The organism is Pseudomonas sp. Irchel 3H3, from assembly GCF_900187635.1.
GTDB lineage: Bacteria > Pseudomonadota > Gammaproteobacteria > Pseudomonadales > Pseudomonadaceae > Aquipseudomonas.
On sequence record NZ_FYEC01000002.1, the window covers coordinates 226,667 to 243,463 of the forward strand.

Annotated in this window: 13 protein-coding genes; 1 reads left to right on the forward strand and 12 read right to left on the reverse strand. The window is 61.9% G+C overall.

Annotated elements, in window-relative coordinates; translation table 11 throughout:
* Positions 1–65 precede the first annotated feature (65 nt).
* A complete protein-coding gene (locus tag CKW24_RS03980) occupies positions 66–830 on the reverse strand; it encodes a GntR family transcriptional regulator (RefSeq protein ID WP_095165437.1) in 765 nt (254 codons plus the stop codon).
* A 246-nt stretch (positions 831–1,076) separates the two neighbouring features.
* Between CKW24_RS03980 and CKW24_RS03985 the strand changes: the two genes are divergently transcribed.
* Entirely contained in the window at positions 1,077–2,267 is a 1,191-nt protein-coding gene (locus CKW24_RS03985; protein ID WP_095165439.1) for a benzoate/H(+) symporter BenE family transporter, read from the forward strand.
* A 130-nt stretch (positions 2,268–2,397) separates the two neighbouring features.
* On the opposite strand, the gene CKW24_RS03990 is transcribed toward CKW24_RS03985, so the two are convergent.
* The 11 genes from CKW24_RS03990 to CKW24_RS04040 all read right to left on the reverse strand — a co-directional run bounded on the left by CKW24_RS03990 (position 2,398) and on the right by CKW24_RS04040 (position 16,765).
* Positions 2,398–3,219: a MinD/ParA family protein gene (locus tag CKW24_RS03990; RefSeq protein WP_095165440.1), complete on the reverse strand. Its 822-nt coding sequence runs from the start codon at positions 3,217–3,219 to the stop codon at positions 2,398–2,400.
* 457 nt (positions 3,220–3,676) lie between these two features.
* Entirely contained in the window at positions 3,677–5,134 is a 1,458-nt protein-coding gene (locus tag CKW24_RS03995; RefSeq protein ID WP_095165442.1) for a mannose-1-phosphate guanylyltransferase/mannose-6-phosphate isomerase, read from the reverse strand.
* A 94-nt stretch (positions 5,135–5,228) separates the two neighbouring features.
* On the reverse strand, positions 5,229–6,335 hold the full coding sequence (locus CKW24_RS04000) for a mannuronate-specific alginate lyase (RefSeq protein ID WP_095165443.1): 1,107 nt from the start codon (positions 6,333–6,335) through the stop codon (positions 5,229–5,231).
* Positions 6,336–6,344: 9 nt separating this feature from the next.
* A complete protein-coding gene (locus tag CKW24_RS04005; protein WP_095165445.1) occupies positions 6,345–6,992 on the reverse strand; it encodes an alginate O-acetyltransferase AlgF in 648 nt (215 codons plus the stop codon).
* A 10-nt stretch (positions 6,993–7,002) separates the two neighbouring features.
* Entirely contained in the window at positions 7,003–8,178 is a 1,176-nt protein-coding gene (locus CKW24_RS04010) for an alginate O-acetyltransferase (protein ID WP_095165447.1), read from the reverse strand.
* 12 nt (positions 8,179–8,190) lie between these two features.
* A complete protein-coding gene (locus CKW24_RS04015) occupies positions 8,191–9,675 on the reverse strand; it encodes an MBOAT family protein (protein ID WP_095165449.1) in 1,485 nt (494 codons plus the stop codon).
* An 82-nt stretch (positions 9,676–9,757) separates the two neighbouring features.
* Positions 9,758–11,170, reverse strand: a complete 1,413-nt coding sequence (locus CKW24_RS04020) for an alginate O-acetyltransferase (RefSeq protein ID WP_159987268.1) — start codon at positions 11,168–11,170, stop codon at positions 9,758–9,760.
* Between the two features lie 11 nt (positions 11,171–11,181).
* Positions 11,182–12,741 (reverse strand): mannuronan 5-epimerase AlgG, encoded by a 1,560-nt coding sequence (gene algG / locus CKW24_RS04025; protein ID WP_095165645.1) that lies wholly within the window; start codon positions 12,739–12,741, stop codon positions 11,182–11,184.
* Positions 12,742–12,777: 36 nt separating this feature from the next.
* Positions 12,778–14,211 carry an alginate export family protein gene (locus CKW24_RS04030; RefSeq protein WP_218274097.1) on the reverse strand — a complete coding sequence of 478 codons (1,434 nt, stop codon included), beginning with the start codon at positions 14,209–14,211 and terminating at the stop codon, positions 12,778–12,780.
* Entirely contained in the window at positions 14,208–15,593 is a 1,386-nt protein-coding gene (locus CKW24_RS04035; RefSeq protein ID WP_095165453.1) for an SEL1-like repeat protein, read from the reverse strand. The genes CKW24_RS04030 and CKW24_RS04035 overlap by 4 nt, the downstream gene beginning before the upstream one ends.
* Entirely contained in the window at positions 15,590–16,765 is a 1,176-nt protein-coding gene (locus CKW24_RS04040; RefSeq protein ID WP_305886328.1) for an alginate biosynthesis protein Alg44, read from the reverse strand. The genes CKW24_RS04035 and CKW24_RS04040 overlap by 4 nt, the downstream gene beginning before the upstream one ends.
* Between the last annotated feature and the right edge of the window lie 32 nt (positions 16,766–16,797).

Consider the following 16,797-nt stretch of genomic DNA (forward strand, 5'->3'; position numbering starts at 1 on the left):
ATTCCAGTACACCACAGACCTTGTGGGAGCGGGCTTGCCCGCGATTGGCGCGACACAATTTCGGATCAGAGCTTGGCGGGTGAGCGCCCTGGCTTCTTGGTCTGCAGCAGATGGGAGAACACCGCGTGCAGGTCGTCCGAGGCGCTTTCTTCGTCGAGGTTGAGCTTGCTGTCGATGTGATCCATGTGATGCATCATCAGGTTCACCGCCAGCGTCGCGTCGCGGGCTTCGATGGCATCGATCAACTGGGTGTGTTCGTCGTAGGAACAGTGCGAGCGGTTACCGCTTTCGTACTGGGCAATGATCAACGAAGTCTGCGACACCAGGCTGCGCTGGAAGCTGATCAATGGCGCGTTTTTCGCTGCCTCGGCCAGCTTCAGGTGAAACTCCCCGGAAAGGCGGATACCCGCACCCCGGTCACCGCGGGAAAAGCTGTCGCGCTCGTCGTTGACCATCTGGCGCAACTCGCTCAGCTCTTCGGCGCTGGCGTGTTCGACCGCAAGTTCAGTAATCGCCCGCTCCACCAGACGTCGGGCCATGAACACCTGGCGCGCTTCGTCGACACTCGGGCTGGCAACCACGGCGCCACGATTCGGGCGCAACAGCACCACGCCTTCGTGGGCCAGACGCGACAGGGCGCGGCGAATGATGGTGCGGCTGACCCCGAAAATCTCTCCCAGCGCCTCTTCGCTCAATTTGGTACCGGGCGCCAGGCGCTGTTCGAGGATGGCCTCGAAGATATGCGCATAGACAATATCGTCCTGGGTTCCGCTGCGGCCGGCTTTGCCTGCTCGCGGTTGTTTCTTGAGGGGCTGCAACTGTTCGTTCATGGGCACTCGAGTCGGGAGAACTGCGGCGAAGAGACCGTGACTGTAATACGTCACAGTGGGTCGCTGGCAAGTATCGCGTAAAAAACACGGCATATTGTACACAACTGCAGGTGGCAACACGACTGTACGGCCATATACGCCCCCGGCTGTATTGCAACGATCAGTTACGTTTGAGTTTAGGCTTGAACTCGCAAAACGCCTGCCCGCTTCACTCGCGGCCTACAAGACACAAGGAACAGCGCTGTCATGAACGACGCCACCCGCACCCAGCTCCGCCCGCTGGCCGATACCTCACCCTCGGCCATTGTCGCCGGCTTCATCGCAATGATGACCGGCTATACCAGCTCCCTGGTGCTGATGTTCCAGGCCGGACAGGCCGCCGGCCTGACCAGCGGGCAGATTTCCTCGTGGATCTGGGCCATCTCGATCGGCATGGCGGTGTGCTCCATCGGCCTGTCCCTGCGTTATCGCACCCCCATTACCATTGCCTGGTCGACGCCGGGCGCTGCGCTGCTGATCACCAGCCTGTCGGGGGTCAGCTACGGCGAAGCGATTGGGGCCTACATCACCTGCGCGGTGCTGGTAACGATCTGCGGCATGACCGGCAGCTTCGAACGCCTGGTGAAACGCATTCCGGCGTCGCTGGCCGCAGCCTTGCTGGCCGGGATCCTGTTCAAGATCGGCAGCGAGATCTTCGTCGCTGCCCAACACCGTACCGGCCTGGTCCTGGGGATGTTTTTCACCTACCTGGTGGTCAAGCGCCTGTCGCCGCGCTATGCGGTGCTGGCGGCGCTGTTGATCGGCACGGCCTTGTCGGGGTTCATGGGCCTGCTGGACTTCAGCGGCTTCCACCTCGAAGTAGCGACGCCGGTATGGACCACCCCGCACTTTTCCCTCGCCGCGACCATCAGCATCGGCATCCCGCTGTTTGTGGTGGCCATGACCTCGCAGAACATGCCCGGCATCGCGGTGCTGCGCGCCGATGGCTATGACGTGCCGGCCTCGCCGCTCATCACCGCCACTGGCGTTGCCTCGCTGCTGCTGGCGCCGTTCGGCTCCCACGGGATCAACCTGGCGGCCATCAGCGCGGCGATCTGCACCGGGCCGCACGCCCATGAAGATCGCAACAAGCGCTACACCGCGGCGGTCTGGTGCGGGATTTTCTACGGCATTGCCGGGGTCTTCGGGGCAACGTTGGCGGCGCTGTTCGCGGCCTTGCCCAAGGAGTTGGTGCTGTCGATTGCCGCACTGGCGCTGTTCGGTTCCATCATCAATGGCCTGAGCATTGCCATGAGTGAAACCCGGGAGCGTGAAGCGGCGCTGATCACCTTCATGGTCACGGCATCGGGGCTGACGCTGTTTTCCATTGGCTCGGCGTTCTGGGGGATTGTCGCGGGGGTGGTGACGCTGATGATTCTGAATTGGCGCAAAGCCTGATAGATAAAAAAACGGCGACCCGAGGGTCGCCGTTTTTTTTCAACTTATTCATGTAGCTCCAGGGAATAAAAACTGTATAAACACTCTGACCCAATGCAATAAAAAATTCACACGAAGCAGCAGAGCGTTATTACCTTTTTGAGTGGTTAACAAGTCGCTCGACAAAAAACTCTACATGCCCTCTTGGAGCGCCCAGCAATGGCCACGCGTCAGCCTTGAGTGCTACCTCCTGAAAGGCTTTACTGCATTTGCATCGCGGATGTCTCTCGTAAACCGCCCGCCGTGTCTGCGCCGCATTACGTACATATTCGTCGTAAGGAATTGCTCCCGCATACTCCAGGAAAACATCCAGGAAGTGGTCCGTGAGCTTAATAAGCTTGGCAAACAAATTCTGCCCTTCCAGAGGGTTGATCTCCATGTTGGCCAACACCCTGAAGCGCTTCATTCCGTGCTCATGATTAAGTACTTTGATCAACGCGTAAGCCCCGGAGATGGACGCCGGCTCATCGCATACAATCACCAAGACTTCATGGGCAGCTCGAATGAAGCTGACTACCGGTTCGCCAATACCCGTGGCGGTGTCGATCACCAGCACGTCCAGGCTGTCCGCTATCTCGCTGAATGCCTGTATCAGGCCTGAATGCTGAGCCCGCGACAGGCGCACCATACTCGGTACACCTGAACCAGATGCAACTACGCGCACTCCTCCCGGCCCGTCCATCAAGGTATCGGATAATTCACAGCGGCCCTCGATCAGATCGACAAGCGTATACCGTGGCACAAGCCCCAATTGGACGTCGACATTCGGGAACTCAAGGTTTGAATCCAGCAAAACGACGCGGCGCCCAAGCTCCGCCAGCGCCAATGATAGATTCACCGCCACAGTAGTTTTGCCTACACCGCCCTTACCGCTGGCGATAGCGATAACTTGTACAGCGTGCTCGGTATCCATACTGACTTTTCAACTCCATATTTAACGCTGACAAGCAATTGAATCCCTTAAATCATCAAATTCCAAATCTTCCAGGATCAGCCATTAACGACTGTTCAGCCACAACCACCGCACATAAGTTCGCGCTCGCCGATCAGTCGTCCTGATCGCCGAATGGATGGCTAATATCCAGAAAAAAACAGACTGAAAAAATTGAATACTGTAAAGACCGACGCACCAACCAAGATCAAAGCGGACACTATTTTCTTTTTTAACAACGGTAAACGTCCCTGTTATCGATGTATAAAACTGAAACGGGGATAGCACACCCGGACATGCCCTGATTATGCGCCAGGTGATAGCACTGCGCTATGCCAAGCAACGTTCAAGCGCTGCTTTGAGCAGCACCTGACGTGCATCGGTAATCAGCCAAGGGGTCGGCGTGCAGGGATCCACCGGCTGACCCGGGTGCTTTGGCTCAAACGCCGACCACCAGCTTGGGTGCCGGCAGCGCCTCGCCAGTCCGCCCATAGACATCCTCCAGGCGCTCGATGTCGTCCTCACCGAGGTAGCTGCCCGACTGCACCTCGATAATCTCCAGCGGGATTTTCCCGGGGTTGGCCAGGCGGTGCACCGAGGCGATCGGGATGTAGGTGGACTGGTTTTCGGCCAGCAGGAAGACCTTATCGTCACACGTCACCTGGGCGATGCCGGATACCACGATCCAGTGCTCGGCGCGGTGGTGGTGCTTCTGAAGCGACAGCTGCGCGCCGGGCTTCACGGTGATGCGCTTGACCTGATGGCGAGTACCGTTATCCACCGAGTCGTAGCAGCCCCAAGGTCGATTGACCGCACAATGGCTCTGGGTTTCCGAGCGGCCCTTCAGATCCAGGCTGTTGACCAGTGCTTTGACGTCCTGAACCGAGTTCTTGTGGGTAATCATCACCGCATCCTTGGTTTCCACTACCACCAGATCGTCCACACCGACCAAGGCCACCAGCTTGCTGCTGCTGTGGACGAAGCTATTGCGGCTGTCGTGGATCATCACATCGCCCTTGAGCACGTTGCCGGCCTGGTCCTTCTCATGCACGTCCGACAGAGAGGACCAGTTGCCCACGTCGCTCCAGCCGGCGGCGAGCGGCACCACGCAAGCGCGGGTGGTCTTCTCCATCACCGCGTAGTCGATGGAGTTGTCCGGGCAGCACTCGAAGGTGCTGCTATCGATGGTTATGACATTGCCGGTGCGGTGGCTGCGTTCCAGGGCCAGCGCACAAGCGTCGTAGATGCCAGGCGCATGCTTGAGCAACTCGTCCAGATAACGGCTGGCACGGAACAGGAACATGCCGCTGTTCCAGTAATAGCCACCCGTGCGGACGAGCTCGCGGGCCAGTTCTGCATTGGGCTTCTCGACGAAGTGGCTGACCCGGTAGACGCCGGGATGCATCCCGCCGGCGTCACCGGCACGGGTCGCCTTGATGTAGCCGAAGCCGGTCTCGGGACGCTCGACCGGGATGCCGAACAACACCATCTCCCCTTCCTCGGCCACCGCGCGCGCCACTTCCAGTGCCTCGCGCAGCGCCGGTTGGTCCTCGATCACATGGTCGGCGGGCAGCACCAGCATCAGTTCGTCGCGGCCCTCGGCCAGCAGTTGCAAGGCGGCCATAGCCACGGCCGGCGCGGTATTGCGGCCGAAGGGTTCGAGCAGTGTCGAGTGCCCCTCGACGCCGATCCGCTCCAGTTGCTCGTTGACGATAAAGCGGTGCTCAAGGTTGCACACGATCAGCGGGCTCTGCATACCTTCGAAGTCCAGGCGCTGCAGGGTCTGCTGGAACAGCGAATGCTCGCCGGTCAGGGCGAGGAACTGCTTTGGATACTGCTTGCGCGAAAGGGGCCACAAGCGCGAACCACTACCACCAGAAAGAATTACCGGAATCATGGGAGAAGCCTCATTAAAGTTCCATTTCAAATTAATACTTGTCCCCGCCGAGGCCCTGCCTCGGACTACCGGGAGAGTGAATGCATCGATGCGATCAAGGGTTGAACAACTGGGTGATATCCCCTCCTAGCCGATAGGTCTCCAGCGGCTCCAGAGAGCGGCGCCACGAATCGGTCTCGGCCGAGCAGCGATAAAGTGCGCAGTAGGGCTCCAGCCAGGCGAACTTGCCGTCCTCCTGCATATCCTCCAGTTCCTGCGGGTAGCCGGACCGGGCCTCGAAAAGGCGCGGGTTGAGCACGCCACTTTCGACCCGCTGGGCGAGCCGCTGCAGGGCACCACCGTTGTCGCCACGCAGATCCAGCCCGTTGGCCTCGGCGAATGCCGCGATCATTACCAGCGGCCCCAGGCTGTAGTTGTGGTACGCAAGCGCCCGGGTCTGCCGGGACAGCTCCAGCGGCAGGTAGCCATCGGCGTCGACCTGCTCCATACCATGGCGGTACTGCTCGACCGCCCAGTCGAACAGGTCCTGGCGGTCGAGCACCACGGCGCTTGCCATCACCGCCCAGGCAGCCCAGTACTGGTGGTTGTTGCGCCGCTCACGCGGTTGCTCGTTCCAATCGTGCACCACCTGATCGGCGAGCTGGGCGAACCACTGTTCGATGGCGCGAGTTTCGGCCTCATGCCCACGCAAGGGTTCTGAGCCGGAAAACTGTAGCCGCAGATAGGCGGAAGACAGGCTGCCCAGCGCCCATTTGCGCACCGACTTGCCGGTGTGGTTGTAGGTTCGGCTGAGCAGCGCGTCGGCTTCGGCCCATGTGCTCAACCAGGTCAGGGCGCAGTCGGCGTATTCCTGACGGCCATCCTCGAGATACTTGCCGACCAGCTTGCTCACCCCGCTTTCCAGCGTACGCACATCGCCGGTCAGCCGCTTGTAGCGCGCGGCGGCCTGCGGGTTGAGCTTGTCCCTGGCCGAGTCCGAACCTTCGTACTTGCTCGGGAACAGCAGGTCGCCCGAATAGGGCGCGGGTACCTCGGGACAGGCCGCCACCTTGTCCTTGGGGGACGGAGCGGCCAGGTAGTAGCCGCTGGGCGGCACCAGGTTGGCGCCGGCGTTGCGCTCCAGGGGCTTGCTACAGCCGCCGGCCAGCAACAGGGCCAGGCCGGTGAGCGCCATCCGCGAGCAGATCTGCCAGGGTTTCATAGCCATTCCTCAGTTGGTCGCAACCGGACGCTTGACCCAGGCCGGAGACAACTTGTCGGCGGAACCGGTGACAAACAGGCTGACCACTTCGCCACGCTCCAGCACCAGCGGGTCGAGGTCACGAATCTTGCGGTCGCCAGCGAACAGCGTCAGGCGCACCTTGACCGGGTTGATCTCGCGCTCGCCACGGGCGTTAGCCGAGACCGGGCGGATGACCTCGGTACGACCGTCGGCGGTTTTAATCGACAGGGCGGTGTCGGATAGGTTCTGCAGGCGCAGCAGGGACTTCTGGCGATTCTTGAACGGCGGTTCCTCCACCAGCTCCAGCGCCCCATCCGGCATCTGCACCAGTGTGTAGTAGCGCTCGGCGTCGAGCTTCACCGCCAAGCTCTTGCTATCTGCGCTGACGGTGTATTTACCGGCCGGCAGGAAGGCGAAATCGCTGCTGCTTTTGGCGCCCAGGTCATTGATGCGGACAGGGCCGAGGTTGGCGTCAAAACTGCTGTTAGCGGCGTTGAAGCCGCGTACGAAAGCCGAGCCATGCGGTGCCGCCGGACCGTAGAGCGCCGCTTCGTCAGCCATCACCCACGGGGCGGACAGGCCAAGCAACAGGCTGCCCAAGCGCAGGGTGTAGGACATCGAGGAAAAAAGGGACATACAGGTACTCCTAGAATTGCAGGACGGGCTCAGTGGAGGTCGAGGTGGCGGTGTGCAGCGCGCGGCTGACCGGCTCCTCGCCGTTGTGCAGCCGGGCGAGCCAGGCCGCGTCGAATCCGGACAGATCGCTGGGTAGCATCAGATAGCGCTCGGGGAACTCCCAGATCACCAGGCGCAGCCCGGCGAGCTCTTTATCCCCCTGCTGCAGCAGGTTCAGCATGGGCACCAGTGGGCCCTTGCCCTCCTCGGCGTAATTGAGCAGGTCGCTGCCCAGGGCCTGTTTCAGCGCACCGGCGAAGTTCCAGTCCGGGTTGGCGCTGTAGCTGGTCCCGACCAGCGCGATCGATGGCAGCGCGTCGACGAACAGCTCATCCTCGGCGCTCGCCTCCTGTCCCTCGGCGGCCCGGGTCAGGCGCGGGCGCAGGCGCTCGGCCGGTGGTTGCAGGTCGGCGAAGTACGGCTCCAGGGGCAGGAAACTCAGCAGGTCGCCTTTGTGCTCCCGGCTGGCGACAGCCTCGGTGACGAAGGTCTGGTCGCCATGCTGCCAGATACCCTGCCGCGCCAGATGCTCGGCCAGACTCCTGGCCGCGACCTCTGCGCCGAAGGGGGTCCAGTGGCTGTCGGTACGCAGGAACACTGGCTCCTGCGCCTTCGCCCGCTGCAGCGCAGGCAACAGATCCGGCCCGCTCAACCCGGCTTGGCGCATCATGTCGAGGACCTTCGGGTACAGGCTCTGCTGAGTCAGCACGGGTCGCTCGTCATCCAGATGCTCCGGATAGAGTCGAGCCTTGGCTGGCAGGAGCGCCAGCACCAGCGTCACCCCACGACGCTCGAACTCGGCCCGTACGGCGTTCACCAACCGCCAATTGTCCTGCAACTGATCGGGTTTGCTCGCCGGCTTGAACTCCTCGTCCGAGTACAGCCAGCCGTCCTGGCCGATGACCACGCCCTGGCGGCCTTCGCCGAAAAGCGTGTAGTCCGCCAGCGCCCAGAGATTGGTGCCCAGTTGCTTGACCGGGAACTGGGCGTCGTAGTGCTTCTCGAAGGCCAGCGCCAGTTTGCCGTCCAGCACGCTGGTTTCACTGGCTGCGGAGAAGCCGAATACCGCGCGCAGGGACCACAGGCAGAGCGCCAGCAGCAGGCTGCAGAAGAGCACGCTGTAGAGCAGGTTCAGGGTTCTGTTCATAGTCGGTTCCCCTCAGAACTGAAAGTACAGGAAGGGCGAAAAGCTTTGCGCCGAGAGCTTCAGCACCGAGACGGCGAACAGCAGGAGCACGGCCGCGTGGAAGGCCACGGCGCCTATCCGCAGGCGCGCCACGGCGGCTGCGCCGTTGGCGTTGATCATCATGTCGTGGTCTTCGCTGGCGCGGTCCTTGGGTCCGCCGGCCAGCGGCTGGGCGTAGAACTGACGGATGCCGAAGATGGCCAGCACGACATAAGCCAGCACCAGGGTGGCGATCTGCAGGCTGGTGAGCTGAGCGTGGTTGAGCTCGGAGAGCCGCCAGTCGGCGAAGCTGAACATGGCAACGTACATGCGCCAGGCCACGTCGAGGTTCTCGGCGCGGAAAATCACCCAGCCGATCACCACCAGCATGAAGGTGAAGATCCACTTCAGCGGGTTGAGCACCCGTGGCGCGGCGTTCACGCCCCAGAAACGCTCAATGGCCAACCAGACGCCGTGCCAGGCGCCCCAGAGGATGTAGGTGAAGTTGGCGCCATGCCACAGACCGCCCAACAGCATGGTCAGGAACAGGTTGCGGTAGGTCTGGAAAGCGGTTCCGCGGTTGCCGCCCAGGCTGATGTACAGGTAGTCGCGCAGCCAGGTGGAAAGGCTGATGTGCCAGCGTCGCCAGAACTCGGTAATGGATTGGCTGATGTACGGCTGCTTGAAGTTTTCCATGAAGCGGAAGCCCATCATCAGGCCCAGGCCGATGGCCATGTCGCTGTAGCCGGAAAAGTCGAAATACAGTTGCGCGGTATAGGCCAGCGCACCCAGCCAGGCGTCGCCCGTGGTGGGGTCGGAAAGCGCGAAGCAATGGTCGGCGATGGGCGCGATGCTGTCTGCGATGAAGACCTTCTTGATGAAACCTTGCATGAAACGCGTACAGCCCTCGGCGAACTTGTCCACCGTGTGGGTACGGTGGTTGAACTGGTCCACCAGGTCGCGAAAACGCAGTACCGGGCCGGCAATCAGGTGCGGGAAGATCGCCACAAAGGCGGCGAAGTCCACCAGGTTATGGGTGGCTGGGGTGTCGCCGCGGTAGACGTCGATGATGTAGCTGATGGACTCGAAGATGTAGAAAGAGATCCCGATCGGCAGCAGGATGTGCGTGAGCACAAAGGGCTCCATGCCGAACGAGGTGATGATGGCGTTGAGGCTGTCGACGCCGAAATTGGCGTACTTGAAATAGCCGAGTACGCCGAGGTCCACCACCACGCCGAGGAGCAGCCATTTCTGCGCAGTTTTCGTACGCACTCCGGCCGCGCCGATGCGCAGGCCAATCCAGTAGTTGAACACTGTCACGACAGCGAACAGCACCAGGAAGTCGATGCGCCACCAGGCATAGAAGATGTAGCTAGCGACCAGCAACAACAGGTTTCGATAGCGCGTTCCGACCAGGTAGTACAAGCCGAGGAAAATCGGCAGGAACAGGAACAGGAACACGTTGGAAGAAAAAACCACGCTCTCAATCTCCTTTTGAATGATCGTCGTTGCCCTAAGGAGTCCATGCGCCAGGTGCAGCCCGGCGCATGGCTCAATCAGGTCAATCGGCCTTGGCTTGCATCACGCTTGCGGGTTTGTCCGCCCTGCGGCAGATCTTCGCCTCGACCTGCAGCCCCGGGGGCATGTCTGCCGGCATATCGATTTCCAGGGAGAGCAGCGTCTGCCCCGCCCACTCGGCGTCCTCACGCAAGCGGAAAACAAAGCGGCCGTTCGACTCGACTTCCCGCGACCGGCTGATCAACAGGTTTTCCCTCGAGCCGCTCATGTACCAGACGGTACTGCGCAAATCGCTGATCTCGGGCTTGCTGAACTGGATCTCGACGACCGCGTCCTCACTGCGGATCGGCTTGACCCCAGTGTTGACCAGCACCTCGTTCTTGCCTGGCCGCAGGGTCAGCTTCTGGTCTATTTGCGCCGTTACGTTCCGGCAACCGTTATCCAGCAGGGGCATGGCCTGGCGATAGAAAGTCGCCATGGCCAGGTCGTAATAGCTGTTGACCTCCCAGATCAGTACCTTGGGCGGTTTGTCCTGGAAGTCCTGGGTGCCGAGGTACTGCAGCATGGCACTGTGGAAGCCCCCGCCTGTCACCGAGCGGTTATCCACGTCGACGTTGGCGTACTGTTTGAGGAAGCCGTCGAAGTTGTACTGTGCGGAACTGAAACTGGTGCCGACCAGCACCACCTCGGGCCGCTCGGTATCACCAAACAGCTCGGTGCTCTCTTCTTTGGGCTCGGTCACGGCGCGGGTGAAATATTCATTGGCGTACCCGCTGCCACAGATTTTGCCGAATGCCTGGTTGAGAGAGCCGGCCTTGTACAGGCTGCCCTCGGTGCGCGTGGCAAATTCCTTGCGCGCAATCCCCTCGAAGACCTTCGACTTCCTGAGCTCGGCGGCCAGCAATTGCGCGGTCAACTCAGCGCCTTGCGGCGTCCAGTGGTTATCGCGCTTGAAGAAAAATTTGCTGCGCACGTCGGCCGGCAGGTCCAGCAGTGCGGTGAGATCCGGCACGCGAATACCCAGGCTGCGCAGGCGCTCGATGGTCGCCAGGTAATTGCTGCGCGACAGTTCGGCATTGAAGCTGCTGCGCTCCTGCGGGTTGAGCATTTCAGTGACGAGCAGGCCCCGCGGTGGCAGGTAGACCATCACCAGTTCCACGCCCCTGGCTTTCAATGCATCACGCAGATCTTCCAGCAACTTGAAACCTTCGGGCGTGGTGCCGATGTTGGTCATCAAGTCGATCTTGCTGCGAAACAGCCAATCTTCCTGCCCCTGCGCCAGTCGGCTGAAATCGCCCAGATCACCGGTGTAGCTGCTGTCCTGCAGCGCCTGCGGGCAGATCTGGCAGCAGCGCTCGATCTCGTAGACGGGCGCCTCGGCAGCCAGGCTCAGGGAACTGGTGAAAAGCGTCGCAACCGAGGCGCACGCCAGCCACCCTTGGGCTAAGCGGCCCATTGAACTCCGTTTCATTGTTTGTCACTCACTTGAAGTTGCGCCAACTTGTCGAGCGGCAGGACCAGCACGGCCTGCTTCTGTCGCACCAGCAGGTCGATGATTCGGCTCTGCTCCTTGGCAAGCGCACCGAATATGCCGATGCCGCTGGGCTGGGTCGGCATCAGCATTTCCACACCGTAGAGCTTCACGCTTTGCGGCGACACGACGGAGATGGCGCCCGACTGGTTACCGATCAGGCGACCGCCAACCACGGTCATGGAGAGGTTCATGTCGAAGGGGTCGAGTATCAGGTCGCGGGGTGTGCCGACGAGGTCTTTGACGTGCCCGTAGATGCCGAGCAGGCCGTTGGCCACTGCGAGGTTTTCATAGAGCCCGACATTGGCGCTGTTGCGCACACGAATGCCGTGCCGCGCGTTGTTGAACGCCCGGTTGCCCCACAACAGGTTGTCGCCGCTCTCGTAGATGGTGATGCCATCGGAACCGTTGCGATAAACCTCGTTGTTGGCCAGCACGTTATTGACGCTGGAGCGGTCGACCACGATCCCGGAGAGGGTGTTCTCGTAGGAGCGGTTGTTGAAGATCCAGCTGTCGTTCACCTCGCGGGAGACAATGATGCCGTGCTTCTCGCGGGTGCCATAGGCGGTGTTCTCGGCGATGATCAAGCGTCGCGAGCGGTCGTGCGGGTCGATACCGTAGACCAGGTTGTTGCGGTAGGTATTGCCCTTGAGTACCACGTCATAGGCTTCGTAGCAGTAGAAGCCGTACCACATGTCGTCGAACATCGAGTCAATCAGCCAGCCGCTGGGATGGTCGCGCTGCATGGTCGGATGCATCGCCGGGCTGTACTGGGAGATCGATACGCCATAGGACTTGCTCGCGGTGTAACCAAGACTCGAGACCACCGAGTTGACGATGTAGGTCTCGGTACCGCCCCAAGCGTTGAGGAAGGGGCGGAACTTGCCCTTCTTCTTGAACCAGTCCTGTTGGTTTTCCGTCTCGCTCCAGGCGGTAAGGCGGGTGTACATGATGAACAGCTTGCCGTCGTTGATCAGGAACGCGCCGCGCTCGCTGGATAGGCGCAAGTCGCGGGTTTCGGCACCAACGTGCAGGGTCGCGCCCTGGCTGACGACGATCGGCAGGCGAGCGATGTAGATACCCGGCTCGGTTTCCTCGAAATACTTCTTCGGCAGGCTGCGGGCGAGATCCTTGAGCGTGACATAACCACCCTCGATGAAAATCGCCTGGGGCATTTCACCCTGGCGCTTGACCCACTCACGCAGACGCTCGTCGCCACCGGTGAACTCCACCAATTGGTTCGGGCCGATCATGCGCTTGAGCACCACGTTGCCAGCGGGCTTGCGAACGATCCGGGCATTGGCCGCCTCGGCCGTATAGGGCGACAGATCGGGCAGCTTCGGCGGCTCGATCAGCAGCGACTCGACGGGAATGCTCGAGACCTGGTAAGCGGGTGCGGCGTCTTCCCCGGCCGGTGCCACGAGCGCCCACGCGAGGCTAGCCGCGAGGACCATGCCGGCGACCCAGCGGTGCCTGTTTCTTGTGTGTAAATACATAGCGTCCAACTCCATGGTCAGCTCGGCAGGCGGCATTCAGTAGCGCCAGACAAAATCAACGAATGCGCGGTGCATACTCGAATCCGTGCCTTTGCCGAAGGCATCGCCCGGAAAGAACAGCCCGCCCCGGAAGCGGACCAGCGCGGAGGATGCCTTCAGCCACTCCATCCCGGCCGGTATCTGCCCGCGGTTCAGGTAGCGCGTCACCACCAGGTCGACTTCCTGCCCGATATCTTTCTCGCCAGGCACCAACTGGGCCTTCAGGCCGCTGCTGCTGTCGGCCTGGTCATCCACCCGCCAGAAGCGGTGGTAAACCAGGCTGGCGTCGTAGTCCTCGGCCAACTGCCAGCCACTGAACACGCTGGCCGCCTGCAGGTTGTTCATCTCACCGCGATAGGCTTCGCCGAAGCGGTTGATGGCACTGCCGGTACCGGTGAATTTGGAGCGGTTGCTCTCCAGCCCGGTCTGTTGGAACTGCTCGGAGTCGTCGCCGTCGGAGCCACCGCTGGCACGCATGTAGGTGGTACCGACGCGCCAGTTCTGGTCGATGTTCCAGCGCAGGCCAAGGTCGACCGCCCAGGCATCGACATCCTGGCTGACCTGGCCGTTGGCCTGGCGCCGGCCGTTGACGGTGTTGGTGCGCAAGGTGTCGACATTACCGGTCAGCCACGTGGCGGCGACCCAGTAATTGAGCGGCAGGTTGCTGCGCTCGTTGTAGAAATCGCCATTGAGTTCAGCCCCCAACCAGGTGAGGTCGCCGGTCGTGGTCTTGCTCATCTGGTCCACCGACTCACCCACCCCCGGCAGGTTGCCGCCATCATCGCTGTGATGGAGCTTCACTCCGGCCCAGTGACCCGGCTGCCACTGCCAGGACAGGTCGGCGAGCAGGTGCAGGCGATCCTCGTCCTCGGGCGCCAGTTCATCCAGGTCCGTGCGGTAGTCACTGAAACGTTCGGCAATGCCGACGTGGGCACTGAGCAGGGTTGTCTCGAAATTCCAGCGCAAGGCTTCGATATTGCTGTCCCACCACAGGCCGTCGGCACTGCGGATCTTCTGCCGACCGAGTCGCAAGGACTCTCCCGGATAAGCGCTCAGACCGCCATAGTCGACCCAGAACTCGTGCATGGCGAGGAACTGGTCCTCTCGCTCGCGGGCGTCGTTGGGGTCGAAGGTGTCGGATTCGCTGGTGTCCGACTCGATGGTGTCGGTGGCGAGGAACGCCTCGCCGAGCGCGAAAGCGCTCCAGTCGCCCTGACGGTTGTAGACCCAGGGCCGCACGCTGAGACCGACGCCATTGAAGTCGCCACCGTCGCGGGTACCCAGATCGAGGTCATCGATCGACTGCGCGGTGAGTTTGAGATTGGCGCCATAAGACAAGCCGGGTTGCGGCTGCGCCCCAAGGACGACGGAGCTGGCCAGCAATCCGGCCATGCAGGCCAGCGTGGTGACTGGACGGTATTTCGAAGTCATAGCACTTCCTGCGCTTGATCAGCTTGATTCCTGGCGGTGACCTGTTGGCCACCGCGAGCCTCGATTTCACGGGCCAGCAGGCTCTCCACCTGCTGGTAGTCCTGCGCTTGCAGCCTCGGCGCCAGGCGCTCCATCAGGACCTGCCCCTGGGCCACGCCCTGACGCGACGCGAGCGTGGCGAAGGTGTAGCTGTAGACGGCGTTGATCCGCACGCCCTTGCCCTCGCCAAACAGCTGGGCCAGCGCGATGTTGGCGCTCGGGTCGCCCGCACGGGCGGCAATCAGCAGATGCTCCAGCGCCTTTTCCGGCTCGATATCGCCCAGCGCGCCATCCCGGTACAACCGGCCCAGCAGCAGGTGCGCTTTGAGGTGGCCGGGCGCGGCCTGTAGCAGGTACTGCTCCGCCGCCCGCGGATCGGCCGGTACGACTTGGCCCTTGAGGTACAGCTGCCCGAGCATCAGTGCCGCGCGGCTGGAACCCGCCTCGATACCCTTGTTCAGGTATCCGGTGAGTACGGCCCCATCCCCCAGGTCGGGGAAGCGCAGGACCAGTTCGGCCAAACCGCACCAGGCATCCGGGTAGGCCGGCGCAATACGCGTGTAGAGCACCTGGGCAGCCTTTGGATCAGCTTCGCCCAGGCTGCTGTCGGCCAGGACCTTGGCAACGCTCATCACACGTTCAGGCGACACCAGGCCGGCCTGGTAGGCCGAGTCCAGCCGCGCCAGCAACTGCTGCTGGCGGTCTTTGTTGCCACGCCGCTGGAAGATCTCGGCCAGTTCGACATAGCATTCACTGGCCTGGTCCAGCCAGCCCTCACAGATGGCTTCGATCTCGTCCAGCTTCTGCTCGTAGTTGCCGCGCACACGGTACAGGAGCACCTTGCCGAGCCGGGCTTCGCTGATGCCTTGCGCCTGCCATTGCTCCAGCTCGCGTTCCAGCTCGCCGCTGGCAAGCTTTTGCGGATCCTGCAGTTGCAGCTGCACCAGTGGCAGCAGTGCACTGTTGTCGCCGGCCGCCAGGCTCTGGCGCAGCAACTGCTCGGCCTCCCGGCGCTCGGCAAGACTCGCCTGCGGCTTGCTCGCCAGCCATTTACCCAACCGCGCTGGCGCCGCCGGAGAGCGATCGAGGGCCTGGCGGTACAGCGTCTCGCCCTGCATCCGCTGCTCGATCAAAGGACTGCGTATCAGTAGGTCGGCGAGACCGATCTGGGCCTCGACGTAACCTTCGCTGGCGAGGACGCGGTAATTCTGTTCCGCGGTCGCGAGGTCACCACTGCCCTTGGCCGTCTTGGCCAACTGCAGGTCGGGCAACGCCACGCAACCGGCCAGCAGACCGAGGCTGAGCGAGCTCAGCAGCCCGCATGCTAGTCCGGTGCTCTTCATTTTTCGAACACCAGGCTGTTCAGGCTGTTATTGGCGAAGAAGCCGTTCAACGGGCGAATGCGCACGTCCACCGGACGCTTGGCCAGATCGCTGGCAAGCGGCTCGTCTGGCTGGATGTGCACGCGGATGTCCGAAGCCAGGCCGCCGTCCTGCAGGGCGATGCTGGCGATCCGACCGCCGCGTTCGGTGGTTTCGCCGCCCACCAGGAAGGTCAGTGGGGTGCCTGGTTGCAGCTTGTTGAAAGCGCGGTACGGGAAGCGTGCTTCGACGGTGGCGACGCTGTCCACCGGCGCCAACATGAACACCGGAGTGCCCTTGGGCGCCACCTGGCCATCACCCACCAGTTGGCTGACCACTTTGCAGTCACAGGGGCTGGTCAGGGTGCCTTGGAAGCGTTTGTTGAAGAGGCGCTCCAGGTTGTCCGGGGTCATCTCCGATTCCGGCAGGGCGCCCTTCAGGGCATCCAGCATGTTCGCCGTAAAGGTCGCCACCGGCGCGCCCTTGCTGACCGTGCTACCAACGGTGACCAGGCTTTGCACAGTCCCTTCGCGCGGCATCGCGACCTGCGTGCCGGGCACGCTGACTTGGGCCGAGTCCGCGTGAGTGACGAAGTAGATGTCGTAGAACTGGTACAGCACGTAGGCGAAGGCGCCCAGGCCGACGACCAGGATCACCAGGGTCAAACTCATGGCGCGCAGGCGGCCGAGCAGGCTGAGCCTTTCATTGCCCTTGCCGCCACGGGCCTTGGTGAAGTTCTCGCGCTGGAGAATGCTGATCAGGCCACCGACATTCACCAGCTCGCCGCCGACGAAGGAGCTGATGATGTAGCGCAGCGCCGACATCTCGCGCGGACGCAGGTTGTGAAACTCACAGCCAACGCGCTTGCCGCCAATGATGGAGCGCACCTGGAATTCGACATCCATGGCGAAGCCGATGCCCTCCACTTTGAACATCAGCTTGCCGCGATAGAGTTTGCCCTCGACCACCGACTGGCTGCCCTGCTCGAAGCTGAAACCGCCAGCGGACAGGTCTATCAGTTCGACTTCCTGGACGCCCCCCTGCTGGCCTTGGAACCGGACCTTCGCCGGCAGCTTCAGGCGCGCATGCTGACGCTGCGCCTCGGACTCATGCACCATATTGGCGTTGCCCACCGGGCTGATCACTGCACTCATAATTTTTCTCCTTTCAAATTAGTAAGTTGAAC

What these genes read in the sequence shown, in the direction of transcription:
- CKW24_RS03980 (WP_095165437.1), bottom strand. Translation starts at nt 830, where the DNA reads ATGAACGAACAGTTGCAGCCCCTCAAGAAACAACCGCGAGCAGGCAAA.
- CKW24_RS03985 (WP_095165439.1), top strand. Translation starts at nt 1,077, where the DNA reads ATGAACGACGCCACCCGCACCCAGCTCCGCCCGCTGGCCGATACCTCA.
- CKW24_RS03990 (WP_095165440.1), bottom strand. Translation starts at nt 3,219, where the DNA reads ATGGATACCGAGCACGCTGTACAAGTTATCGCTATCGCCAGCGGTAAG.
- CKW24_RS03995 (WP_095165442.1), bottom strand. Translation starts at nt 5,134, where the DNA reads ATGATTCCGGTAATTCTTTCTGGTGGTAGTGGTTCGCGCTTGTGGCCC.
- CKW24_RS04000 (WP_095165443.1), bottom strand. Translation starts at nt 6,335, where the DNA reads ATGAAACCCTGGCAGATCTGCTCGCGGATGGCGCTCACCGGCCTGGCC.
- CKW24_RS04005 (WP_095165445.1), bottom strand. Translation starts at nt 6,992, where the DNA reads ATGTCCCTTTTTTCCTCGATGTCCTACACCCTGCGCTTGGGCAGCCTG.
- CKW24_RS04010 (WP_095165447.1), bottom strand. Translation starts at nt 8,178, where the DNA reads ATGAACAGAACCCTGAACCTGCTCTACAGCGTGCTCTTCTGCAGCCTG.
- CKW24_RS04020 (WP_159987268.1), bottom strand. Translation starts at nt 11,170, where the DNA reads ATGGGCCGCTTAGCCCAAGGGTGGCTGGCGTGCGCCTCGGTTGCGACG.
- algG (WP_095165645.1), bottom strand. Translation starts at nt 12,741, where the DNA reads ATGTATTTACACACAAGAAACAGGCACCGCTGGGTCGCCGGCATGGTC.
- CKW24_RS04030 (WP_218274097.1), bottom strand. Translation starts at nt 14,211, where the DNA reads ATGACTTCGAAATACCGTCCAGTCACCACGCTGGCCTGCATGGCCGGA.
- CKW24_RS04035 (WP_095165453.1), bottom strand. Translation starts at nt 15,593, where the DNA reads ATGAAGAGCACCGGACTAGCATGCGGGCTGCTGAGCTCGCTCAGCCTC.
- CKW24_RS04040 (WP_305886328.1), bottom strand. Translation starts at nt 16,765, where the DNA reads ATGAGTGCAGTGATCAGCCCGGTGGGCAACGCCAATATGGTGCATGAG.